Raw genomic sequence first — 19,425 nt, forward strand, 5'->3', positions numbered from 1 at the left:
TATAAATGGAAGTAGTAAATGCATTAGGCAGACGTAAACGTGCGATCGCACGTATATTCGTAAGCGAAGGTACAGGAAAGATTACTATTAACAAGAGAGACCTTGCAGAGTACTTTCCATCAAGTATTCTTCAGTATGTAGTTAAACAGCCATTAACTAAATTGGCTGCTGCTGAAAAATATGATATTAAAGTAAACTTGTGCGGTGGCGGTTTTACCGGTCAGTCTCAAGCTTTGCGCTTAGCTATTGCTCGTGCTTTGGTTAAGATCAATGCTGATGATAAAGCAGCTCTTCGTTCTGAAGGCTTCATGACTCGCGATCCTCGTTCTGTTGAACGTAAGAAACCGGGACGTCCGAAAGCTCGTAGAAGATTCCAGTTCAGTAAACGTTAATATCTGCTGGAGGAATCTCTGGAGAGTGCTACGTTTAGTATCTAAACTACCGGGACTCTATTCGATGACTACCCGGCGGTTGGTTTAGAAAAACAAAAAAGAAAGTAAACGATTAAACAAAAACAAAATGTCAAGAACAACTTTTGATACATTATTAGAGGCTGGTTGTCACTTCGGACACCTTAAGAGAAAGTGGAATCCGGCAATGGCTCCTTATATTTTCATGGAACGCAATGGTATTCATATCATTGACCTTCATAAAACTGTTGCAAAAGTAGACGAAGCTGCTGAGGCTTTGAAACAAATTGCAAAATCAGGCAAGAAAATCCTTTTTGTTGCTACTAAAAAACAAGCAAAACAAATCGTATCAGATAAGGCTGGATCGGTTAATATGCCTTATGTTATTGAACGTTGGCCGGGTGGTATGTTGACTAACTTCCCTACTATCCGTAAGGCTGTGAAGAAGATGGCTACTATCGATAAGTTAACTAACGATGGTACTTATTCAAATCTTTCTAAAAGAGAAGTTCTTCAGATTTCTCGTCAACGTGCTAAATTGGACAAAACATTAGGTTCTATCGCGGACCTTACTCGTTTGCCATCTGCATTATTCGTTATTGATGTAATGAAAGAAAATATTGCAGTTCGTGAAGCTAATCGTTTGGGTATTCCTGTATTTGGTATCGTTGATACTAACTCTGATCCAACAAACGTTGACTTTATTATTCCTGCAAATGATGACGCTACAAAATCTGTAGAGGTTATCTTGGAAGCTTGCTGTGCTGCTATCGCTGAAGGCTTGGAAGAAAGAAAAGCTGAAAAGATCGATATGGAAGCTGCTGGTGAAGCTCCTGCAAACAAAGGAAAGAAAAAATCGTCTAAAGTAAGACTTGACAAATCGGACGAGGAAGCTTTGAATGCGTCTAAGACTGCTGCTTTCTTGAAAGAAGACGAAGAGGCTTAATAGAAATATAATGTGCCAATTTGCTAACGTACAGGCGTCTTTTCGTCTGTATATTGATTGGCAATTGGCACATTTTTTTGTTTTGAAACTAATTACTCATTTAAAATAGAAAGATATTATGGCTGTAACAATGGCTGATATAACCAAGCTTCGCAAAATGACTGGAGCTGGTATGATGGATTGTAAAAACGCATTGACTGAAGCTAATGGCGATTTCGACAGTGCAATGAAGATTATTCGTGAGAAAGGACAAGCTGTTGCAGCAAAACGTTCTGACCGCGATGCTTCTGAAGGTTGTGTTCTTGCAAAAGTAGAGAATGGCATAGGCGCTATGATCGCTTTGAAATGTGAGACTGACTTCGTAGCTAAGAATGAAGATTTCGTTAAATTGACTCAAGATATCTTGGATGCAGCTATCGCTAATAAATGTCAAACATTGGATGAAGTATTGGCTCTTCCATTCAATGGCATTACTGTTGCTCAGGCTGTTACTGACAGAAGCGGTATTACTGGTGAGAAGATGGAATTAGATGGTTATGCTATCGTTGAAGGTCCTGCTATCGCTGTTTATAATCACCAAAACAAGAACTTCCTTTGTACAATGGTTGTTTTGAACAAAGAAGTGAGCACTCAGATTGGTCATGAAGTTGCTATGCAAATTGCCGCAATGAGTCCTATCGCTATTAGCGAAAATGACGTTCCTGCTGATGTTCTTGAGAAAGAAAAAGAAATCGCTGCAGATAAAGCTCGTCAAGAAGGTAAACCTGAGAATATGATCGAACGTATTGCTATGGGTCGTATTGGTAAATTCTACAAAGAAGTTTGTCTTTTGAAACAAGAATATGTTCAAGATGCTAAGATGACAGTAGAAGAATACTTGAAATCTAATGATAAAGATTTGACTGTAACTGCATTCAAACGTTATACATTAAGAGCTGAGTAAATATACTCTTATAAAAATAATAAAAGAGGCTATTCATTGCGAATAGCCTTTTTTATTATTTATCCACCGACTCCCTTGGTGCGTTTATAACCTTCTTTGATAAGGAGATCAATAATCTTTTGTTTAAAATCTCCTTGAACGATGATCTCACCGTCTTTGGCACTACCACCAACGCCACACTTTGTTTTCAGTAGTTTACCCAGTAGTTTTAAGTCATCATCGCTTCCGATAAATCCTGTGATTAGGGTGACTGTTTTCCCTCCTCTGTTTTTTTTATCTAGTTGTACTCTGAGATTTTGGTTAGATGCGTCTAATGTCGCTTGTTCTTCAGTTTCTTCATTATCGTAGTTAAAGTCTGGATTAGTAGAATACACTACATTTAGTCGACTTTTCCAATCATTTTGTTTCATATCACTTGTTCTGTTGATTCGATTCAAAAGTAATATTTTGATCGATATCTTGCAATAGATCACTCTGATATCTCGTCTTTTTTTGATCGTTAAGAGGCTAAATTTCTTGTTTTGATAAGTTTCTTGTGAATGATTTTGAAATAAAATTTGTAGAAATTATGTTAACCTTATTGAGTATCGCCGACTATTCTAGAAAAAAATCGTATTTTTGTATGCTATAATTAGAAAATGAAACTAGATGACCACGCTCCCAAACATAAAGTCTAAGGATTCCATAAAGGTGCCGGAGCCTACTTTACGCAGGTTACCGTGGTATTTGTCAAATGTTAAGCTCTTGAAAAAGAGAGGCGAAAGGTACGTTTCTTCTACGCAAATCTCTAAAGAAATAAATATAGATGCTTCTCAGATTGCTAAAGATCTTTCTTATGTTAACATTTCAGGACGTACTCGTGTTGGTTATGAAATTGATACCTTGATTACGGTTCTCGAAGATTTTTTAGGTTTTAAAGAGATACATAAAGCTTTTTTATTTGGTGTGGGTAGCTTAGGAGGTGCTTTACTGCGAGATTCCGGTTTGAAACATTTTGGACTAGAGATTGTTGCAGCGTTTGATGTGAACCCTGCTTTAGTTGGCACAACATTAAATGGCATTCCTATTTATCATTCAGATGAATTTCTTGAGAAGATGAGTGAATATGGGGTGCATATCGGTGTACTAACTGTTCCTATTGAGATTGCTCAACAAATCACTAACTATATGGTCGACGGAGGCATAAAAGCCGTATGGAATTTTACACCTTTCCGTATTCGTGTACCGGAAGATATTGTCGTTCAGAACACATCGCTTTACGCTCATTTGGCAGTCATGTTTAATCGATTGAACTTTAACGAAATTAGAGAATGAAAATTATTGCGGTAGGAATGAACTATGCGCAACATATCCAAGAGTTGGGTAATACGCAAGTTGACAATGAACCAGTCATTTTTATGAAGCCGGACTCGGCTATATTGAAAGATAATAAGCCGTTTTTTATTCCGGACTTTTCTTCTGAAATACATTATGAGACTGAGTTAGTCGTTCGGATTTGTCGTTTAGGCAAGAATATAGCTCCACGTTTTGCCTCTCGGTATTACGATGCCCTGACGGTTGGTATCGATTTTACGGCTCGTGATTTACAGCGTAAATATAGACAAAATGGATTGCCTTGGGAGTTAAGCAAGGGTTTCGATTCTTCTGCAGCAATAGGCACATTTATTCCTATTGAACACTATGCTGACATTCAACAGCTTCAGTTTAATCTTGATATTGATGGAGTAACGGTGCAACAGGGATGTACAGCCGATATGATTCATCGTGTTGATGATCTGATCGCTTATGTCAGTCGTTTTGTGACGTTGAAGATTGGTGATTTACTATTTACGGGTACACCTGTTGGCGTAGGTCCTGTTACCGTTGGACAGCATCTTGAAGGATACTTAGAGCATGAAAAGTTGTTAGATTTTCATATTCGTTAAAAGATTTGATGTCATGAAAATTAGAGTTGGTTTTGGATTTGATGTCCATCGTTTAGTTGAAGGACGTGAGTTGTGGTTGGGTGGTATCCGCCTTGAACATGAATTAGGTTTGCTTGGACACTCTGATGCAGATGTTTTGATTCATGCCATTTGCGATGCATTGCTTGGAGCTGCTAATTTACGCGATATCGGCTATCATTTTCCTGATAATGCCGGCGAATTTAAAGATATCGATAGTAAGATTTTACTTCGAGAGACAGTTGCTCTTATTCGTGAAAAAGGGTATGAGGTAGGTAATATTGATGCCACAATTTGTGCCGAACATCCGAAGTTGAAAGGAGTTATTCCCTTAATGCAGCAAACTTTGTCTGAAGTCATGGCGATTGACTTGGATGATGTTTCTATTAAAGCCACAACGACCGAGAAACTAGGTTTTACCGGTCGGGAAGAAGGAATCTCTGCCTATGCTTCTGTGCTTCTGATGAGAGTGTAAGTGTTTTTAAATATTTATTTCCCTTCCTTAAAGGTGTTGAGCTTAACGTGAGTTAGTCGAGTGTATTTTATACCATTGCTGATATAGGTTCGTAATACGTGAGCCGCATTAACAAACAGTACTTCACCGATGCTATATGCATGCTCTAGACTAGGTATAGTGCATGAACTAGCACTTGGATGTTTAGCGTGCCAATGAATCACAACGAGGTTTCCCGATTGATCAATTAAGGTGAGCACTTGTTTGATGTAAAAAAGTTCTCTCTGATCGATAACTCGCGTCTTGTATGGGTTATCTTCTATCTTAATGCGAATGATCTTTAGAATCAAATTCGTGAGCTTCTCTTTCGGTTGACCGATATATTCGCTTTGATGTTTTGTGGCTTTGTTTATTCTTAACAAGAGATCTTGATGAACCGAATTGTAAGCTTTGACTAGTTGCAGGAATCGTTCTTGTTTAGGCCTTTGAGCTTTAAATTGGTAGACGATCCAAGATAAATAGGAGGGATCTATCCGAAAAATCTCATGTATAAAATGCCCCTGATACTTTCCAAATCCAATGAGATCATCACTATTTGTACACATTCGTTTGGCATTGTATTCCGCAATGATGATGCTGCGACGCGAATAATAGAGCATTGTGCTTGCAGAGCGTAACGATTGGTAAATGTCATTCGACAACTCATCGATATAGAGGATGCACTGACGTTCGACTAAGGGGGAGTAAAACCAAAGTGAGTAATTGGGATGATTAGGTCGAGGAAGCACAACGAAATAAATCCCAACCTCTTTGAAGGATGCTTTGTTGCGATTATACTCATTCAGTTTTGCATATAATAGGCTTTGTTCTGCTGGAGGAATTCCCGGTATGTGAGGATTATTTTTCATTTTAAGGTTCTTTTTTATCTTACAAAGCCATTTAATCTATCAAAGTTACTTTTTTATTGTATGAAAAACAATCAAAAATCACACTTTTCTATATGGCTTTGTACCTGGAATTCCCTACATTTGCATGAATACATCATAGAAAGTAAGAATGAAAGAACGAAATAAACGCGTCCTTGTAGGGGTAAGCGGGGGCATTGATAGTACGGCTACTTGCTTGATGCTTCAAGAACAAGGATATGAGGTGGTAGGAGTTACTATGCGTGTTTGGGGAGATGAACCCCCGGAAGCTCGTGAGATGGCTGAGAAACTTGGCATTGAACATTATGTGGCTGATGAACGGGTTGATTTCAAACAAATCATTGTTAAAAACTTTGTGGATGAATATCGACAAGGGCGCACGCCGAACCCATGTGTTATGTGCAACCCTTTGTTTAAATTCCGTATCCTTCAAGAATGGGCCGATCGGTTAGATTGTGCTTGGATTGCTACAGGACATTATGCTCGTTTGGAGGACACTAATGGGAAACGTTACATCATAACAGGCGAAGATGATAAAAAAGATCAGTCATACTTCCTATGGCAATTGAGTCAAGACGTTTTGAAACGTTGTCTGTTTCCTCTTGGCGAATACACGAAAATAGAGGTTCGCGAGTATTTAAGGCAGAAAGGTTTCGAAGCCAAATCCAAGGAGGGAGAAAGTATGGAAGTTTGCTTTATTAAAGGGGATTATCGTGATTTTCTGCGTGAACAATACCCTGATTTGGATCGTGAGTTTGGACCGGGGTGGTTTGTGAACGCTTCGGGGGTGAAGTTAGGGCAGCACAAAGGGGCGCCTTATTATACGATTGGGCAACGAAAGGGATTGGAGATTGCACTTGGAAAGCCGGCTTATGTTTTGAAAATTAATCCGGAAAAGAATACGGTGATGCTAGGAGATGCTGATCAGTTGATGACCTCCTACATGTTGGTTGAGCAAGATTTGATTGTTGATGAAGAAGAGTTGCTGGCTTCAAAATCTTTGGCTGTGCGTATCCGTTATCGCAGTCGTCCATTGCCCTGTGAAGTTAAACGTTTGGATGATGGACGATTGTTGGTCCATTTTAGAGAACAAGCTTCTGCTGTAGCTCCTGGTCAATCGGCTGTGTTTTATGATGGGTGTCGAATGCTTGGAGGCGCTTTTATCTCTTCTCAACGGGGTATAGGCTTAATTATTGCTGAAGAAAATAGAGAGAACAGTTAACCTTATATTTGATAAAAAGAGAGATTCTAGATGAGAAAAGTACTATTAGTCGCATTGGTTTTGATCACAAGTATCCATGCATTGGCACAATTTGCACCTACGGATACGTTGAGGTATCGAATTCGTTTAAAAGATAAAGCCGCAACTCGTTATTGTTTGAACCATCCTGAGGCATTCCTTTCCGAGAAAGCCATAACACGGCGTTTGAAGCAACATCTGAGCATTGATTCTACCGATTTGCCGGTTTGTAAGGTTTATGTTGATCAGATCCGAAAAACTGGTGTGCATATCATGTTAACAGGCAAATGGGATAACTTTGTGACTGTATCTTGTAATGACAGTACTTTGATCTCTGAGGTTACTAAACTCCCTTTTGTCCGTTCTACAGAACGGGTTTGGAAAAATTTATGTGTGAAGAAAGCGATGAAACGTGATTCGTTGATTGATTACTCGCAACGTAAAGATGACTTTTACGGATTGGCGGCTAGACAAATAGAAATTAGTCGCGGGGAGAAGCTACATCAAGCCGGCTTTAAAGGTCAAGGTATGACCATTGCGGTCATTGATGCCGGTTTCCATAATGCTGATCGCATTGAAGGAATGAAAAAAATTCAGGTCTTAGGCGTTAAAGATTTTGTGAATCCGACAGCTGATTTATTTGCGGAGAGCAGTCATGGATTGGGGGTGTTGTCGTGTATGGCAATGAATCAACCTCATCTCATGATTGGTACTGCTCCAGAAGCATCGTATTGGCTTTTACGGAGTGAGGATGAATATTCGGAGAATCTTATTGAACAAGATTATTGGTCGGCAGCCGTTGAGTTTGCTGATAGTGTAGGGGTGGACGTTATTAATACCTCCTTGGGTTATTATGCTTTTGACGATGCTTCGAAGAATTATAAGTTTCGTGATTTGGATGGGCAATATGCTTTAATGTCTCGTCAAGCCTCTAAAATAGCCGATAAAGGGATGGTATTGGTTTGTAGCGCAGGAAATTCCGGCGCCGGATCATGGAAAAAAATCACTCCTCCTGGGGATGCCGAGAATGTTCTGACTGTAGGAGCTGTTAATAAGGAGGGATTGTTGGCAACATTTTCATCTATCGGAAACACTGCCGATGGACGTATTAAACCAGATGTAGTGGCTGTTGGATTCATGGCTAATGTGATGGGTACTAATGGTTGTATACGGTTGGCCAATGGTACTTCTTTTGCTTCTCCTATTTTATGTGGTATGGTGGCTTGTCTTTGGCAAGCTTGTCCACAGCTAACTGCAAAAGAGGTGATTGAGGTTGTTCGACGTGCAGGTGATCGAGTAGTGTTTCCTGATAATATCTACGGATATGGATTGCCCGATTTCTGGAAAGCATATACGAGTGTGAAAGAAGAATCGAAATGAGATGAATGCAATTTCATTATTCGAATTAAATACGTTGGTTCGTAGAGGGTTAGAGGAATGTTTCCCTGATGAGTATTGGATACAAGCTGAACTAAGTGATGTGCGAAGTAATGCTACAGGACATTGCTATTTGGAATTTATTCAGAAAGATCCTCGTAATCAGAATCTATTGGCCAAAGCACGAGGGATGATATGGAATCATGTTTACCGACTTATCCGGCCTTATTTTGAGGAGAGTACGGGACAAGCCTTTAGCTCGGGCATTAAAGTACAAGTCAAAGTTTCGGTTCAGTTTCATGAACTTTATGGCTATAGCTTGACAGTGCTTGATATTGATCCAACATATACTGTGGGGGATTTAATTCGTAAGCGTCGGGAAATTCTGCACTGTCTTGAAGAAGAAGGAGTGTTGACGTTAAACAAAGAACTTCGTCTTCCAACGCTTCCTCAGCGAGTGGCCGTGATCTCTTCTTCGACCGCAGCTGGTTATGGTGATTTCTGTCGCCAGTTGTTAGATAACGACTTGGGATTCTCTTTCAGTATTGAACTCTTTCAAGCCTATATGCAGGGAAGTCAAGTTGAAGAATCTGTTTTGAAGGCACTCGATCGGATTAATAAGCGTGTTCATGAGTTTGATGTCGTGGTGATTATTCGTGGAGGAGGTTCGACTTCCGACCTTTCTGGGTTTGATACTTATTTATTGGCTGCGGCTTGTGCTCAGTTCCCTTTGCCTATTATTACCGGCATTGGACATGAAAGAGATGATACCGTTATCGATATGGTCGCCCATACACGAGTAAAAACGCCTACGGCGGCAGCGGAATTGTTGATTTCTTATCTGTCACGAGCTGATGAACAACTCAAGCGGCTCTCTCAACAGTTTGTTGATGGAATTTATAATTTAGTTGCTTTTGAACGTAGACGATTGGAAGAACGGGTGTCTCGTCTGCCTATGGTGGTTACTAAACGCCTATCCAATGAACGATTGGTTCTGCTGGCTTTGAAAAAAGATCTTAGGCAGATAGCTCATCGCAATCTGATGTTCGGGCATCACCGTCTTGAACTTTATAAGCAAAAGATGGCCGATGCATCGCCGCAACGTATGCTGGAACGCGGGTATAGCTTAACCTTGAAGGATGGTAAAGTGCTAACTGATGCGACTGCCGTTCAGTCGGGCGATCGACTGATAACGCGGGTAAAAGGTGGAGAAATTACTTCTATTGTAGAATAGTTTATTTTTAATCAATGATTTAATAAAAAATACGGACTTATTTTTATGGCAAAGAAGAAAGAAACTTACTCACAAGCCATTGGAAGACTTGAAGAAATTGTTCGCCAAATCGATAATAATGAGTTGGATATTGACATTTTGAGTGAGAAAATAAAAGAAGCCAATGAAATTATAGCTTTTTGTTCGGCAAAATTGTCAAAAGCCGATGAAGAAGTTGAAAAATTGTTGGAAGAAAAGCGGCAGTCTGAATAATAAAACTTATTTTTGTGAAATAATGTGAAGCGCATAACTAATACATATTGATATGAAAGAAATTGACTGGGCTAATCTGTCGTTCGGATACATCAAGACAGATTACAATGTGAGAATCAACTTCCGCAATGGCGCGTGGGGAGAATTGGAAGTCAGCAGTAGTGAATACCTTAATCTACACATGGCTGCAACTTGTCTTCATTATGGTCAGGAAGCTTTTGAGGGCTTAAAGGCATTTCGTGGTAAAGATGGTAAAGTACGTATTTTCCGTCTGGAAGAAAATGCTGCTCGTCTGCAATCGACTTGTCAAGGTATCATGATGGCTGAATTGTCGACCGACCGTTTTAAAGAAGCGATTCTAAAGGCTGTGAAACTGAATGAACGTTTCATTCCACCTTATGAGACAGGGGCGTCTCTTTATATTCGTCCGCTATTGATCGGTACAGGTGCACAAGTTGGTGTCCGTCCGGCTGATGAATATATGTTTGTGGTGTTTGTAACTCCGGTTGGACCTTATTTTAAAGGTGGTTTCTCAACTAATCCGTATGTTATTATCCGCGAATATGACCGTGCTGCTCCTCATGGAACAGGAACGTTTAAAGTTGGTGGTAACTATGCAGCTAGTTTGCGTGCTAGTAAAAAAGCACATGATCTAGGTTATGCTGCAGAATTCTACTTAGACGCTAAAGAAAAGAAATATATTGATGAATGTGGTGCTGCCAATTTCTTTGGTATTAAAAACAACACCTACATTACTCCATTGTCTTCATCTATTTTGCCTTCTATCACCAATAAAAGTTTGATGCAATTAGCTGAAGATTTGGGCTTGAAAGTTGAACGTCGTCCGATACCGGAAGAAGAATTGTTGACTTTTGAAGAAGCTGGCGCTTGTGGAACAGCAGCGGTGATTAGTCCGATTCAACGTATTGATGATCTTGAGAATGATAAGTCGTATGTCATTTCTAAAGATGGAAAACCAGGTCCGATTTGTACAAAACTATATAACAAACTTCGTGCGATCCAATATGGTGATGAAACTGATGTTCATAATTGGGTAACTATTGTTGAGTAATTTTGTAATAAATGACTTATCGCATAACAACCCTTGCAGAGAATTTAGTCTACGGAAAGGGCTTACAGGGAGAGCATGGGCTTTCCCTGTTTGTTGAGACTCCGGACTGCCGTTTGTTGTTTGACACCGGTGCGTCCGATCTCTTTATACATAATGCTCGTTTGCTGGGTATTGATCTGAGTCAGGTTGATTATTTAATTCTTTCTCATGGACATCGTGATCATACCGGGGGCTTACGTCATTTTCTGAAAGTAAATTCTAAAGCGAAAGTTGTTTGTAAAAAGGATATTTTTTATAGGAAGTTTAAAAATGATCGAGAGAACGGAATGAGATCCTCTTCTCTTTTTGATCAGTCACGTTTTCAGTTTGTTAATCGGACAACAGAGATTGTACCGGGTGTTTATGTTTATCCCGAGTGGCCTATAACAGACCCGACGGATACACATTTTGAACAATTTTTGATTGAGAAAAACGGGAATCGCTGTCCCGATACTTTTGAAGATGAGTTGGCTCTGGTTTTAAAGAGTGATCATTCGGTATCGGTCTTAAGTGCTTGTTCTCATCGTGGCATAACAAACATATTACGTGTTGTACGAGCTGATTATCCGCAATTACCTTTTGACCTGGTTTTAGGTGGATTTCACATTCGTATGGCTGGGGACATTAAATACGCTCCAATCAATGCCTATCTAAAGCAATATACTCCGAAGCGTTTGGGTGTTTGCCATTGTACGGGTGTTGATCAATACGCGCTGTTTCATCGTGATTTTGAACAAGAGGTGTTTTATAACCATACAGGTTGGGTAGAAACGATTAAATAATGGGAAAGAATAAATTAGAAAAGTTTGCCGACATGGCAAGTTATCCGCATGTCTTCGAATATCCGTATTCAGTAGCGGACAATGTGCCTTTCGACATGAAAGGACAATGGCATCAGAAATTTTTTAAGAACGATCATCCGATAGTCCTTGAACTAGGATGTGGGCGAGGTGAATATACCGTTGGCCTGGGACAAATGTTTCCCGATAAGAATTTTATTGGTGTCGATATTAAGGGTGCGCGCATGTGGAGTGGGGCAACAGAATCACTCAATGCCGGAATGAATAATGTTGCTTTTTTACGCACGAATATTGAAATTATCGATCGTTTCTTTGATCAAGGAGAGGTCAGTGAGATTTGGTTGACTTTCTCTGACCCGCAAATGAAAAAGGCTACCAAGCGTTTGACATCAACTTACTTTATGGAACGTTATCGTCGTTTCTTGGCGGACAATGGACTCGTTCATGTCAAAACGGATAGCCATTTTATGTTCACCTATACGAAATATATGTTGGAACATAATCAACTACCTGTTGAATTCATAACTGAGGATCTCTATCATTCAGGATGTGCCGATGATATTTTAGGAATTCGCACTTATTATGAACAACAATGGCTTGATCGCGGTTTAAATATCAAATATATTAAGTTCCGTTTGCCGCTGAATGGTGAGTTAACTGAACCGGAGGTTGAGATTGAACTTGACGATTACCGAAGCTATAACCGTAGTAAACGTAGCGGACTTCAAACTAGTAAATAATTACAGAATAATATATATAAGTATGACTCTTTATCCGAAATTGATACTCGACGCATTGGCAACAGTGCGTTATCCGGGTACAGGTAAAAACCTGGTTGAGGCCGGAATGGTGGAGGACAACATTCGTATTGAGGGAATGAAAGTTTCATTTTCTTTGATTTTTGAAAAGCCGACCGACCCATTTATGAAGTCGGTTATTAAAGCTGCGGAGACAGCTATCTTGACTTATGTTGGCAAAGATGTAGAGATTGTGGGTAATATCGGTGTGAAAACGATACAGACCGCTCGTCCGGAAGTTGGAAAACTATTGCCGCAGGTTAAGAATATTGTTGGTATCTCCTCTGGCAAAGGTGGGGTAGGAAAGTCGACGATCTCAGCCAATCTGGCTGTTGCTTTAGCCAAGCTTGGCTACAAGGTCGGTTTACTTGATGCCGATGTGTTCGGCCCTTCTATGCCTAAGATGTTTCAAGTGGAAGACGCACGTCCTTATGCTGAAAAGATTAATGGCCGTGATGTGATCATTCCGATCGAAAAATACGGTGTGAAATTGTTATCCATCGGATTTTTTGTTGATCCCGATCAAGCGACTTTATGGAGAGGCGGTATGGCAAGCAATGCTTTAAAGCAGCTGATTGCTGATGCCGATTGGGGAGAACTCGACTATTTCTTAATCGATTTGCCTCCAGGAACAAGCGATATTCATTTAACTGTAGTCCAAACGTTGGCTATGACTGGCGCTATTGTGGTTAGTACTCCTCAAGAAGTTGCTTTAGCCGATGCCCGTAAAGGAATCAACATGTTTACGAACGATAAAGTGAATGTTCCTATTTTAGGCTTGGTTGAGAATATGGCCTGGTTTACTCCAGCCGAATTGCCGGAAAATAAATACTATATTTTTGGTCAGGAAGGTGCGAAGCGTTTAGCTGAGCAAATGAATGTGCCTTTGTTGGGACAGATTCCTATTGTACAAAGTATTTGTGAAAATGGGGATAAAGGAACTCCGGTCGCTTTGGATGAAAATACCATAACCGGACGTGCTTTCCTTTCTTTGGCGGCTAGTGTTGTTCGTCAAGTTGATCGCAGAAATATTGAAAAAGCACCAACCCAAATTGTAGAGTTACATAAATAAAATAGATTTAGCAAGAGCACAGTCGTGTCTTGATAAACCATTGGTCGGTTAAGCTGATATGTCAACTTAACCTGCCAATGGTTTTTATCGTATCTTTTATCTTGCCTTTAAACTCTAATGATTTTTCCTTTTTGAAATGATCTAGTTACTAATTGGTGAATAGCGATTAAATGATTTATAAATCATAAGTCGTTTGTTTTGATGTGGAGTTTTGGGTGAATTTGCGGTTTATGAGGTTAGGGGATTGCTTTTATAACCTATTATCTTTATATAAAAGCATTTAGGACGTTTTTAGGATAAAAAAGGATGGAAAAGGATGAAAAAAAGATGAGTGAGGACAGACGTTTAAGATATTTTTGACCACGAATTGATGTAGATCAAGTCTGCCAATTCGAAACTTACAAGAGAAAATATTATTAACGTTTAAAACCAACATTATTATGAAAACAAGATTTTCCTTACTTCTATTATTATCCGTATTTATTTCATTGAGCTTATTTGCGCAAGAGAAAAAAATTAAAGATAGACGAACTAATCCAGACCTTTATTATTTAGAAGAGTCGGAAGTTGCAAATAGTTTAGAATTGCTTCCTCCTCCTCCCGCAGCCAATAGTATTTTGTTCTTGTATGACAAAGCACAATACGATTGGGGAAAACTACAAAGAGACACTCCAAGAGGAGACCAAGCGGCACAAGATGCACGTGTAGATGGTAATGGAGTACCTTTTGCTTTTTCAGAAGCATTTGGCATTGAGATCTCTAAAGAAAAGACTCCGGAAATTCACAAATTGGTCATTAATATGAGAGAAGATGCAGGTGATTTAGCAACACGTCATGCAAAGAAACACTACATGCGTGTTCGTCCGTTTAGCTTCTTTAAAGAGATGACTTGCAACCCTGAGCAACAAGCCGAACTATCAACCAATGGTTCATATCCATCGGGACATACCTCAATTGGTTGGGCTACTGCACTTGTGTTATCAGAAGTCAATCCTAACAGACAAAATGAAATTTTGAAGAGAGGTTTTGAGATGGGACAAAGTCGTGTGATTTGTGGTTATCACTTCCAGAGTGATGTTGATGCTGCTCGAATTGTAGCGAGTGCCGTTGTTGCGCGTCTACACTCGAACGAAGCATTTATGTCGCAGTTGAAAAAGGCTAAAGATGAATTTGCAAGATTGAAGAAGGCAGGTGCTGTGAAACCTAGTGAAAGAAAATAATAATACAACTAATAAAGAAGTCGATAGATTATGAATAAGATAAAATTATGGGGAGTTTTGGGATTATCACTACTCTCTTTTCAAGCGATGGCACAAAATGAAGATGTGTTGAAGGTTACTCCTACAGGTCGAATTTTGATGGATGCGGGGATGTATAATTCCTCTAATGAGAATTTTGTTGATGGTGTTGCTATCCCCGATTTGAGAGCTGGAGTTAAAGCAACTTATGGCAAATATAAGGTGAAAGTTGATGTCGGTTATGCATATGGTAAAGTTTCTTTGAAAGATGCTTTTGTAGAAAGACGCTTTTCGAAGTCTTCATTATTACGTGTTGGTAATTTTGTTCACCAGTTTGGTTTACAGAGCGCCACAAGCTCATCAATGAAAGTTACTATGGAAGAACCGGCTAGTAACGAAGCATTCTTTAATTCCCGTTTGCTTGGAGCAATGTTCGTTTATGATAAGGAAGCCTTCTTTGGTACGGCAAGTGCCCATGTTGAAAGCGAAGCCATAAAAAGACAAAGTAACGAGTTGGGATCAACGGCCTATGGAGCAATGTCTCGTTTAGTTTATCGCCCATTGCGTGAAGATGGTGCCATTTTCCAGATTGGATTGTCCGGTGCATACGAGAAACCACGATTTAATGCCGATGCAGCATTGAACCACTCTAGCTTTAGCCTAGGTTCTAACTTTCCAACACGTATTGCAAAAGTTAAAGCCATTGGAGCAACAATTACAGACGCTGAAGGTTTGTTTAAATTTACTCCTGAGATTGCCGCAGCCTATGGACCTATGGCATTAGAGACTCAGTACTACTATCTGCAGATTGATAGAAAAAATCAGTTGCCAAGTTATAAAGCCAGTGGTGCATACGTAACCTTGAGAGGATTGATTCTTGGAGGAAATTATAAACATTCTTATTCGGATTGTGGCTTTGCTACTCCAGGTGCAGGATCTTTAGAGTGTGTATTAGGGTATAACTACACCGATATGTCTTGTGTGAAATCGGATATTCGTGGAGGTCGCCTCAATGATGTTTCATTTACAGTTAATTACTATTTGAATAAATGTATGATTTGGCGTTTAAGATACTCTTATACTGATGTGAAAAATCGAGAAGGTTTTGAGAATCAAAATATGAGTGGTCTTCAGACTCGATTCCAGATCATCTTTTAATGATCGATTGATATAAAGTGTGTGTAAATAAAAAAAGGAATAAAGTCTAAAAACTTTATTCCTTTTTTTATTTATATCTAAATATTAGTTCTTATTTATCGGCTTTTAATGTTTTCATCTCCTTATACTTTTCAATCACATGCTTTCGACTCGTAAGGATTTGCCAACGGTACACCCAACATGTGGTTAGGAAATAGATGCCGGCTTGCAGCCAAAGAGCTCGATATTCGAATGAGACTTCCTGTAAAGTTGCTCCCATGTTGTTTAGTCGGACAAAGCCGTTTATTCCAAAGCTTGATGGAAATAGGTATGAGAAGTATTTCCAGAAAGTCGGTATTGCTGCTCCAGGCCAGGATATCCCTGAGATGAAGAGCAACGGAACGGAGGTGAAGACAAAGATCAACATACACGTTTCGCGGTTCCGAATAGCGATTGATGCCGTCATCGCAAAGAAAATGCAGGCGGCTAGATAGGGCACGATAAACAGAGCCAGATCGGTGGGCTGAGCAATCTGATTGAGACTGAACAATCGAGGAACGACACACAATACATAAACCGAAACAAGGGTGTAGACCATAAAATAGCTTAACCCTTTACCTAAGACAATACGTAACGTTCCATTATAATGCCGATTGATCGGTACGAGATCCTTAAAACGATTGTTTTCACGAGCCGTACCTGCAGCTAAACCAATACCTAGCAGGAGGGTCTGTTGGATGATCAAAATCAATACGGCTGGAATGAGGAATGCTGCAAATCCGTTGGTCGGGTTGAACAGAGCCACATCCTCATATTCTATCGGATAGGCCGTGAGTTCATCCTGGCGATTCGTGGTATTGCCTGCGCGCATCACTTTAATCTCCTTATTCATCTCTAGCGATACAGCGGTATTGGCTATTAATATCGCTTTATAATATAACAATCCACTCATGTCACAATAGATGCTGACCTGAGTTTGCTTGCCGGTATTCAGACTGTGACTGAAATTGGCCGGAACGTACATGATACCATAGGCTTCCCGGTCTTTCATGGCTTGTTTGGCTTCTTCCATATCACTACAATACGCCACGATCTTGACGTCGGCGGTCGCGTCCACTTTACGTAGATAATCGCGACTTAACGTTGATCGTGATTGATCGACCACCACGGTCGGTACTTCACGTATCACCTCATTGTTATAGATGAAACTATAAAGCAAGGGATAAAATAGTGGTACGATAATGAAAAAGATCAGTACCCCTTGATCGCGGAAGGTGGTTCGGAATTCTCGTTTCCAGATATAAAACAAGTCGTTAAAGCCTTCTACGATTTTATCTTTCAATTTTATATCTTTCATATTAAGGAATGTATTTATAATAAATCAAGGCTTCTTTCAGGCGATGAACCACAAAGAATGGGAGCATCATAAAAATGAGTAAAGCCATGTAGTTAGGCCATGAATAAGCCATACTGTATCCATTAAGTGCCTGATCGACGTAGATCAAGAAATAGTGGCGTAGCGGGAACAAGTTGCTTAAAGCTTGGAGGATGGGGTGCATAGCCATCACCGGGAATGTAAATCCGGAGATCGAGAATGAGATCACTCCCCAAAGCGATGCAAAACTCAATCCGAGTCGCAAGGTCGGCAAAGTGCCGATCATCACGATACCGCAACATTGTGAAGCCAAAACCAAACAAAGGGTAGCCAATAACATTGGGGTGATTCCGCTATTGCAAGGGAAATGCAAAAAGCCGTACAAGTAAACATTATAGAAGATACCCATAAGGAAGAAAATGGCCGTTTGCGGCAATAGCTTCCCGGCTAAAGCAATATAGATGGAGTTGTTACTTAGACGTAACCACTCGCGTGCCGTTCGATCTTTGATTTCTACACCGATGGAGTAGACGGTAATCATGAAAATCATGAGCATTAATATGCCCGGGATGATCGTGTTACAGAGGTACACCGAGTAGTTCAGCCAAGGATTATTTAACGGATGCGTATCGATAACGATAGGCTGTAGAAAAGCCATCGCTTGATCTTCGGTCGCCCCTTTGGCGTATAACACTGAGCGTGCCGCTGCTCCGGAAGTGAGCTCACCCATCATCTTCATGTCGCGAAACAATAGAGAACCGGCAATCAGATAAGAGTTGTTGGTATAGAAAGAGATCTTGGGCTGACGCTGACTTTGTGCCTTTTCTGATAACCCTTTGGGTAGATAGAAGAAACCGTAGATCTCTCCTTTCTGTACGGCCTGTCGAGCTTCCGACACACTATTGTAGTGTGCCACGACGCCTGTCTGTGAAAAGGCATCGAGGTTGCGTACGGCACTTCGGGAAACGGTGCTTTGGTCTAAGTCGACAACCCCTGCCGGTAGATTCTGTGGTAACCCCGAATCCATCAGCGTGGTGAAGAAGAGATAGCAAAACAAGGGCGCGATCACCATACAGAATAGGTAAAGCGGTCGCGAGACCATGCGTCGACTTTCTCTCTTCATGACCTGCCAAAGCAGACTATATTTTGTTTTCTTTTCGTTCATCTTATTTCTTAATGATCACTGACATACCCGGACGAAGGTTGGCTACTTTTTCTATTGGAGACGCCTTGACTTCAAAGGTCTTCAAGTCGAACTGTCCCGTTGTTTTAGTGGCTTTCCAAGCCGCATAAGTACCTAGATCTTTGAGGTAATAGACTTTTAGTTTGACGCTTTGGTTGTTCAACGCCGGTACGATGGCTTCGAACTCTGCCCCCATGGTTAAGCTCTGAAGTAAATCTTCACGAACATTGAAGGTGATCCACATCTCATCGAGTTGGGCAATATTCATGATTGGCGCGCCTGTTCCTACAAGTTCGCCGACTTTAGGGAAAATCTCCGAAACCTCACCTGCAGCTTGAGCGATCAGATAAGTTTCCTTGATATACGACTCAACTTCGGCTACAGCTCCTTTGGCACGGTTGACTAGTGCTTCTGCCGCCATCTTGTCTTCACGCTCAGCTCCATTCTTAGCCATGGTGTATTGAGCTTTCGCTGCTTTCTCGGTGGCGATAGCTGCATCCCGCTGTGCGGTCACCTCGTCGAACTTCTGTGCGGGAAGTACCCCTTGATCGAATAAATTCTTCACTCGTTTATATGATTTCTCGGCAATCGTTACTCCTGCACGTGATTTTTGCCACATCTCGTAGGCTGCCTGAATCTGTTCTTGACGGGCACCCTTGATGGCTTTTAAATTTTGTGCTTGAGCAGCCGACTCTGCCGCGCGCGCTTGTTCCATCTTAGCCATCACTTCCGGAGCTTCCAAAATGGCGAGGGTGTCGCCGGCATTAACCTTTTGTCCCTCTTTAACGCGAAACTCTAAAATACGTCCGGGGACTTTACTCGATACTCTGTATTCGTTCACTTCGGCTTGTCCTTGAATAATTTCAGGGCCTTTGCGAAGCATGAAAAAACCGACAACCGCCACGATGGCGATAACTCCTAACAGGGTTAGGAAGGCAAGTAACATATTGCTGTTTTGTGATTTAGTTGAAGACATATCGTTTATAA

21 protein-coding genes are annotated in these 19,425 nt (G+C 40.5%); 16 read left to right on the forward strand and 5 right to left on the reverse strand.

Annotation, left to right across the window (positions count from 1 at the left end):
- The first annotated feature begins 5 nt into the window (after positions 1-5).
- From rpsI to tsf, 3 genes are all read left to right on the forward strand, one after another.
- Positions 6-392 (forward strand): 30S ribosomal protein S9, encoded by a 387-nt coding sequence (rpsI, locus tag AC4PG5_RS12295; protein WP_492029151.1) that lies wholly within the window; start codon positions 6-8, stop codon positions 390-392.
- A 127-nt stretch (positions 393-519) separates the two neighbouring features.
- Positions 520-1,356, forward strand: coding sequence for a 30S ribosomal protein S2 (rpsB, locus tag AC4PG5_RS12300; protein WP_492029152.1), 837 nt, complete (start codon positions 520-522; stop codon positions 1,354-1,356).
- A 118-nt stretch (positions 1,357-1,474) separates the two neighbouring features.
- The gene (gene tsf / locus AC4PG5_RS12305; protein WP_492029153.1) at positions 1,475-2,299 is read left to right on the forward strand and encodes a translation elongation factor Ts; all 825 of its coding nucleotides are present in this window, start codon (positions 1,475-1,477) and stop codon (positions 2,297-2,299) included.
- A 59-nt stretch (positions 2,300-2,358) separates the two neighbouring features.
- On the opposite strand, the gene AC4PG5_RS12310 is transcribed toward tsf, so the two are convergent.
- Positions 2,359-2,709 carry a translation initiation factor gene (locus AC4PG5_RS12310; RefSeq protein ID WP_492029154.1) on the reverse strand — a complete coding sequence of 117 codons (351 nt, stop codon included), beginning with the start codon at positions 2,707-2,709 and terminating at the stop codon, positions 2,359-2,361.
- A gap of 238 nt (positions 2,710-2,947) precedes the next feature.
- Between AC4PG5_RS12310 and AC4PG5_RS12315 the strand changes: the two genes are divergently transcribed.
- From AC4PG5_RS12315 to ispF, 3 genes are read left to right on the forward strand one after another with little or no spacing between them, the layout of a single operon-like run.
- Positions 2,948-3,613 (forward strand): redox-sensing transcriptional repressor Rex, encoded by a 666-nt coding sequence (locus AC4PG5_RS12315; RefSeq protein ID WP_492029155.1) that lies wholly within the window; start codon positions 2,948-2,950, stop codon positions 3,611-3,613.
- Positions 3,610-4,224: a fumarylacetoacetate hydrolase family protein gene (locus tag AC4PG5_RS12320; protein WP_492029156.1), complete on the forward strand. Its 615-nt coding sequence runs from the start codon at positions 3,610-3,612 to the stop codon at positions 4,222-4,224. Before AC4PG5_RS12315 ends, AC4PG5_RS12320 begins: the two co-directional genes overlap by 4 nt.
- Positions 4,225-4,237: 13 nt before the next feature.
- Positions 4,238-4,717, forward strand: a complete 480-nt coding sequence (ispF, locus tag AC4PG5_RS12325; protein WP_492029157.1) for a 2-C-methyl-D-erythritol 2,4-cyclodiphosphate synthase — start codon at positions 4,238-4,240, stop codon at positions 4,715-4,717.
- A 14-nt stretch (positions 4,718-4,731) separates the two neighbouring features.
- Here ispF and AC4PG5_RS12330 read toward each other — a convergent pair whose 3' ends face one another.
- Complete coding sequence (locus AC4PG5_RS12330) at positions 4,732-5,604, reverse strand: exodeoxyribonuclease X C-terminal domain-containing protein (protein WP_492029158.1); 873 nt, start codon at positions 5,602-5,604, stop codon at positions 4,732-4,734.
- A gap of 148 nt (positions 5,605-5,752) precedes the next feature.
- On the opposite strand from AC4PG5_RS12330, the gene mnmA reads away from it, so the two are divergent.
- The 10 genes from mnmA (at position 5,753) to AC4PG5_RS12380 (ending at position 15,901) form a co-directional block, all read left to right on the forward strand.
- Positions 5,753-6,844: a tRNA 2-thiouridine(34) synthase MnmA gene (gene mnmA / locus AC4PG5_RS12335; RefSeq protein WP_492029159.1), complete on the forward strand. Its 1,092-nt coding sequence runs from the start codon at positions 5,753-5,755 to the stop codon at positions 6,842-6,844.
- A 30-nt stretch (positions 6,845-6,874) separates the two neighbouring features.
- The gene (locus AC4PG5_RS12340; protein ID WP_492029160.1) at positions 6,875-8,242 is read left to right on the forward strand and encodes a S8 family peptidase; all 1,368 of its coding nucleotides are present in this window, start codon (positions 6,875-6,877) and stop codon (positions 8,240-8,242) included.
- A 1-nt stretch (position 8,243) separates the two neighbouring features.
- On the forward strand, positions 8,244-9,473 hold the full coding sequence (gene xseA / locus AC4PG5_RS12345) for an exodeoxyribonuclease VII large subunit (protein ID WP_492029161.1): 1,230 nt from the start codon (positions 8,244-8,246) through the stop codon (positions 9,471-9,473).
- Positions 9,474-9,518: 45 nt separating this feature from the next.
- A complete protein-coding gene (gene xseB / locus AC4PG5_RS12350; RefSeq protein WP_492029162.1) occupies positions 9,519-9,725 on the forward strand; it encodes an exodeoxyribonuclease VII small subunit in 207 nt (68 codons plus the stop codon).
- A gap of 52 nt (positions 9,726-9,777) precedes the next feature.
- On the forward strand, positions 9,778-10,797 hold the full coding sequence (locus AC4PG5_RS12355) for a branched-chain amino acid aminotransferase (protein WP_492029163.1): 1,020 nt from the start codon (positions 9,778-9,780) through the stop codon (positions 10,795-10,797).
- 11 nt (positions 10,798-10,808) lie between these two features.
- On the forward strand, positions 10,809-11,618 hold the full coding sequence (locus AC4PG5_RS12360) for an MBL fold metallo-hydrolase (RefSeq protein ID WP_492029164.1): 810 nt from the start codon (positions 10,809-10,811) through the stop codon (positions 11,616-11,618).
- Complete coding sequence (gene trmB / locus AC4PG5_RS12365) at positions 11,618-12,376, forward strand: tRNA (guanosine(46)-N7)-methyltransferase TrmB (RefSeq protein ID WP_492029165.1); 759 nt, start codon at positions 11,618-11,620, stop codon at positions 12,374-12,376. Before AC4PG5_RS12360 ends, trmB begins: the two co-directional genes overlap by 1 nt.
- Positions 12,377-12,398: 22 nt before the next feature.
- Positions 12,399-13,505, forward strand: a complete 1,107-nt coding sequence (locus AC4PG5_RS12370; RefSeq protein ID WP_492029166.1) for an Mrp/NBP35 family ATP-binding protein — start codon at positions 12,399-12,401, stop codon at positions 13,503-13,505.
- Positions 13,506-13,945: 440 nt separating this feature from the next.
- Entirely contained in the window at positions 13,946-14,725 is a 780-nt protein-coding gene (locus AC4PG5_RS12375) for an acid phosphatase (protein WP_492029167.1), read from the forward strand.
- Positions 14,726-14,755: 30 nt separating this feature from the next.
- The gene (locus AC4PG5_RS12380) at positions 14,756-15,901 is read left to right on the forward strand and encodes a porin (RefSeq protein ID WP_492029168.1); all 1,146 of its coding nucleotides are present in this window, start codon (positions 14,756-14,758) and stop codon (positions 15,899-15,901) included.
- 91 nt (positions 15,902-15,992) lie between these two features.
- Here AC4PG5_RS12380 and AC4PG5_RS12385 read toward each other — a convergent pair whose 3' ends face one another.
- From AC4PG5_RS12385 to AC4PG5_RS12395, 3 genes are read right to left on the reverse strand one after another with little or no spacing between them, the layout of a single operon-like run.
- Entirely contained in the window at positions 15,993-17,237 is a 1,245-nt protein-coding gene (locus AC4PG5_RS12385) for an ABC transporter permease (protein ID WP_492029169.1), read from the reverse strand.
- A 1-nt stretch (position 17,238) separates the two neighbouring features.
- Positions 17,239-18,420 (reverse strand): ABC transporter permease, encoded by a 1,182-nt coding sequence (locus tag AC4PG5_RS12390; RefSeq protein ID WP_492029170.1) that lies wholly within the window; start codon positions 18,418-18,420, stop codon positions 17,239-17,241.
- Between the two features lies 1 nt (position 18,421).
- Positions 18,422-19,414 (reverse strand): HlyD family secretion protein, encoded by a 993-nt coding sequence (locus AC4PG5_RS12395; RefSeq protein WP_492029171.1) that lies wholly within the window; start codon positions 19,412-19,414, stop codon positions 18,422-18,424.
- Positions 19,415-19,425: the final 11 nt, after the last annotated feature.

The organism is Bacteroides sp. QWL-09 (genome assembly GCF_058683585.1).

What these genes read in the sequence shown, in the direction of transcription:
- AC4PG5_RS12310 (WP_492029154.1), bottom strand. Translation starts at nt 2,709, where the DNA reads ATGAAACAAAATGATTGGAAAAGTCGACTAAATGTAGTGTATTCTACT.
- tsf (WP_492029153.1), top strand. Translation starts at nt 1,475, where the DNA reads ATGGCTGTAACAATGGCTGATATAACCAAGCTTCGCAAAATGACTGGA.
- AC4PG5_RS12355 (WP_492029163.1), top strand. Translation starts at nt 9,778, where the DNA reads ATGAAAGAAATTGACTGGGCTAATCTGTCGTTCGGATACATCAAGACA.
- AC4PG5_RS12315 (WP_492029155.1), top strand. Translation starts at nt 2,948, where the DNA reads ATGACCACGCTCCCAAACATAAAGTCTAAGGATTCCATAAAGGTGCCG.
- AC4PG5_RS12340 (WP_492029160.1), top strand. Translation starts at nt 6,875, where the DNA reads ATGAGAAAAGTACTATTAGTCGCATTGGTTTTGATCACAAGTATCCAT.
- xseA (WP_492029161.1), top strand. Translation starts at nt 8,244, where the DNA reads ATGAATGCAATTTCATTATTCGAATTAAATACGTTGGTTCGTAGAGGG.
- rpsB (WP_492029152.1), top strand. Translation starts at nt 520, where the DNA reads ATGTCAAGAACAACTTTTGATACATTATTAGAGGCTGGTTGTCACTTC.
- AC4PG5_RS12320 (WP_492029156.1), top strand. Translation starts at nt 3,610, where the DNA reads ATGAAAATTATTGCGGTAGGAATGAACTATGCGCAACATATCCAAGAG.
- AC4PG5_RS12370 (WP_492029166.1), top strand. Translation starts at nt 12,399, where the DNA reads ATGACTCTTTATCCGAAATTGATACTCGACGCATTGGCAACAGTGCGT.
- AC4PG5_RS12380 (WP_492029168.1), top strand. Translation starts at nt 14,756, where the DNA reads ATGAATAAGATAAAATTATGGGGAGTTTTGGGATTATCACTACTCTCT.
- AC4PG5_RS12395 (WP_492029171.1), bottom strand. Translation starts at nt 19,414, where the DNA reads ATGTCTTCAACTAAATCACAAAACAGCAATATGTTACTTGCCTTCCTA.
- trmB (WP_492029165.1), top strand. Translation starts at nt 11,618, where the DNA reads ATGGGAAAGAATAAATTAGAAAAGTTTGCCGACATGGCAAGTTATCCG.
- AC4PG5_RS12330 (WP_492029158.1), bottom strand. Translation starts at nt 5,604, where the DNA reads ATGAAAAATAATCCTCACATACCGGGAATTCCTCCAGCAGAACAAAGC.
- xseB (WP_492029162.1), top strand. Translation starts at nt 9,519, where the DNA reads ATGGCAAAGAAGAAAGAAACTTACTCACAAGCCATTGGAAGACTTGAA.
- mnmA (WP_492029159.1), top strand. Translation starts at nt 5,753, where the DNA reads ATGAAAGAACGAAATAAACGCGTCCTTGTAGGGGTAAGCGGGGGCATT.
- rpsI (WP_492029151.1), top strand. Translation starts at nt 6, where the DNA reads ATGGAAGTAGTAAATGCATTAGGCAGACGTAAACGTGCGATCGCACGT.
- AC4PG5_RS12390 (WP_492029170.1), bottom strand. Translation starts at nt 18,420, where the DNA reads ATGAACGAAAAGAAAACAAAATATAGTCTGCTTTGGCAGGTCATGAAG.
- AC4PG5_RS12375 (WP_492029167.1), top strand. Translation starts at nt 13,946, where the DNA reads ATGAAAACAAGATTTTCCTTACTTCTATTATTATCCGTATTTATTTCA.
- AC4PG5_RS12385 (WP_492029169.1), bottom strand. Translation starts at nt 17,237, where the DNA reads ATGAAAGATATAAAATTGAAAGATAAAATCGTAGAAGGCTTTAACGAC.
- ispF (WP_492029157.1), top strand. Translation starts at nt 4,238, where the DNA reads ATGAAAATTAGAGTTGGTTTTGGATTTGATGTCCATCGTTTAGTTGAA.
- AC4PG5_RS12360 (WP_492029164.1), top strand. Translation starts at nt 10,809, where the DNA reads ATGACTTATCGCATAACAACCCTTGCAGAGAATTTAGTCTACGGAAAG.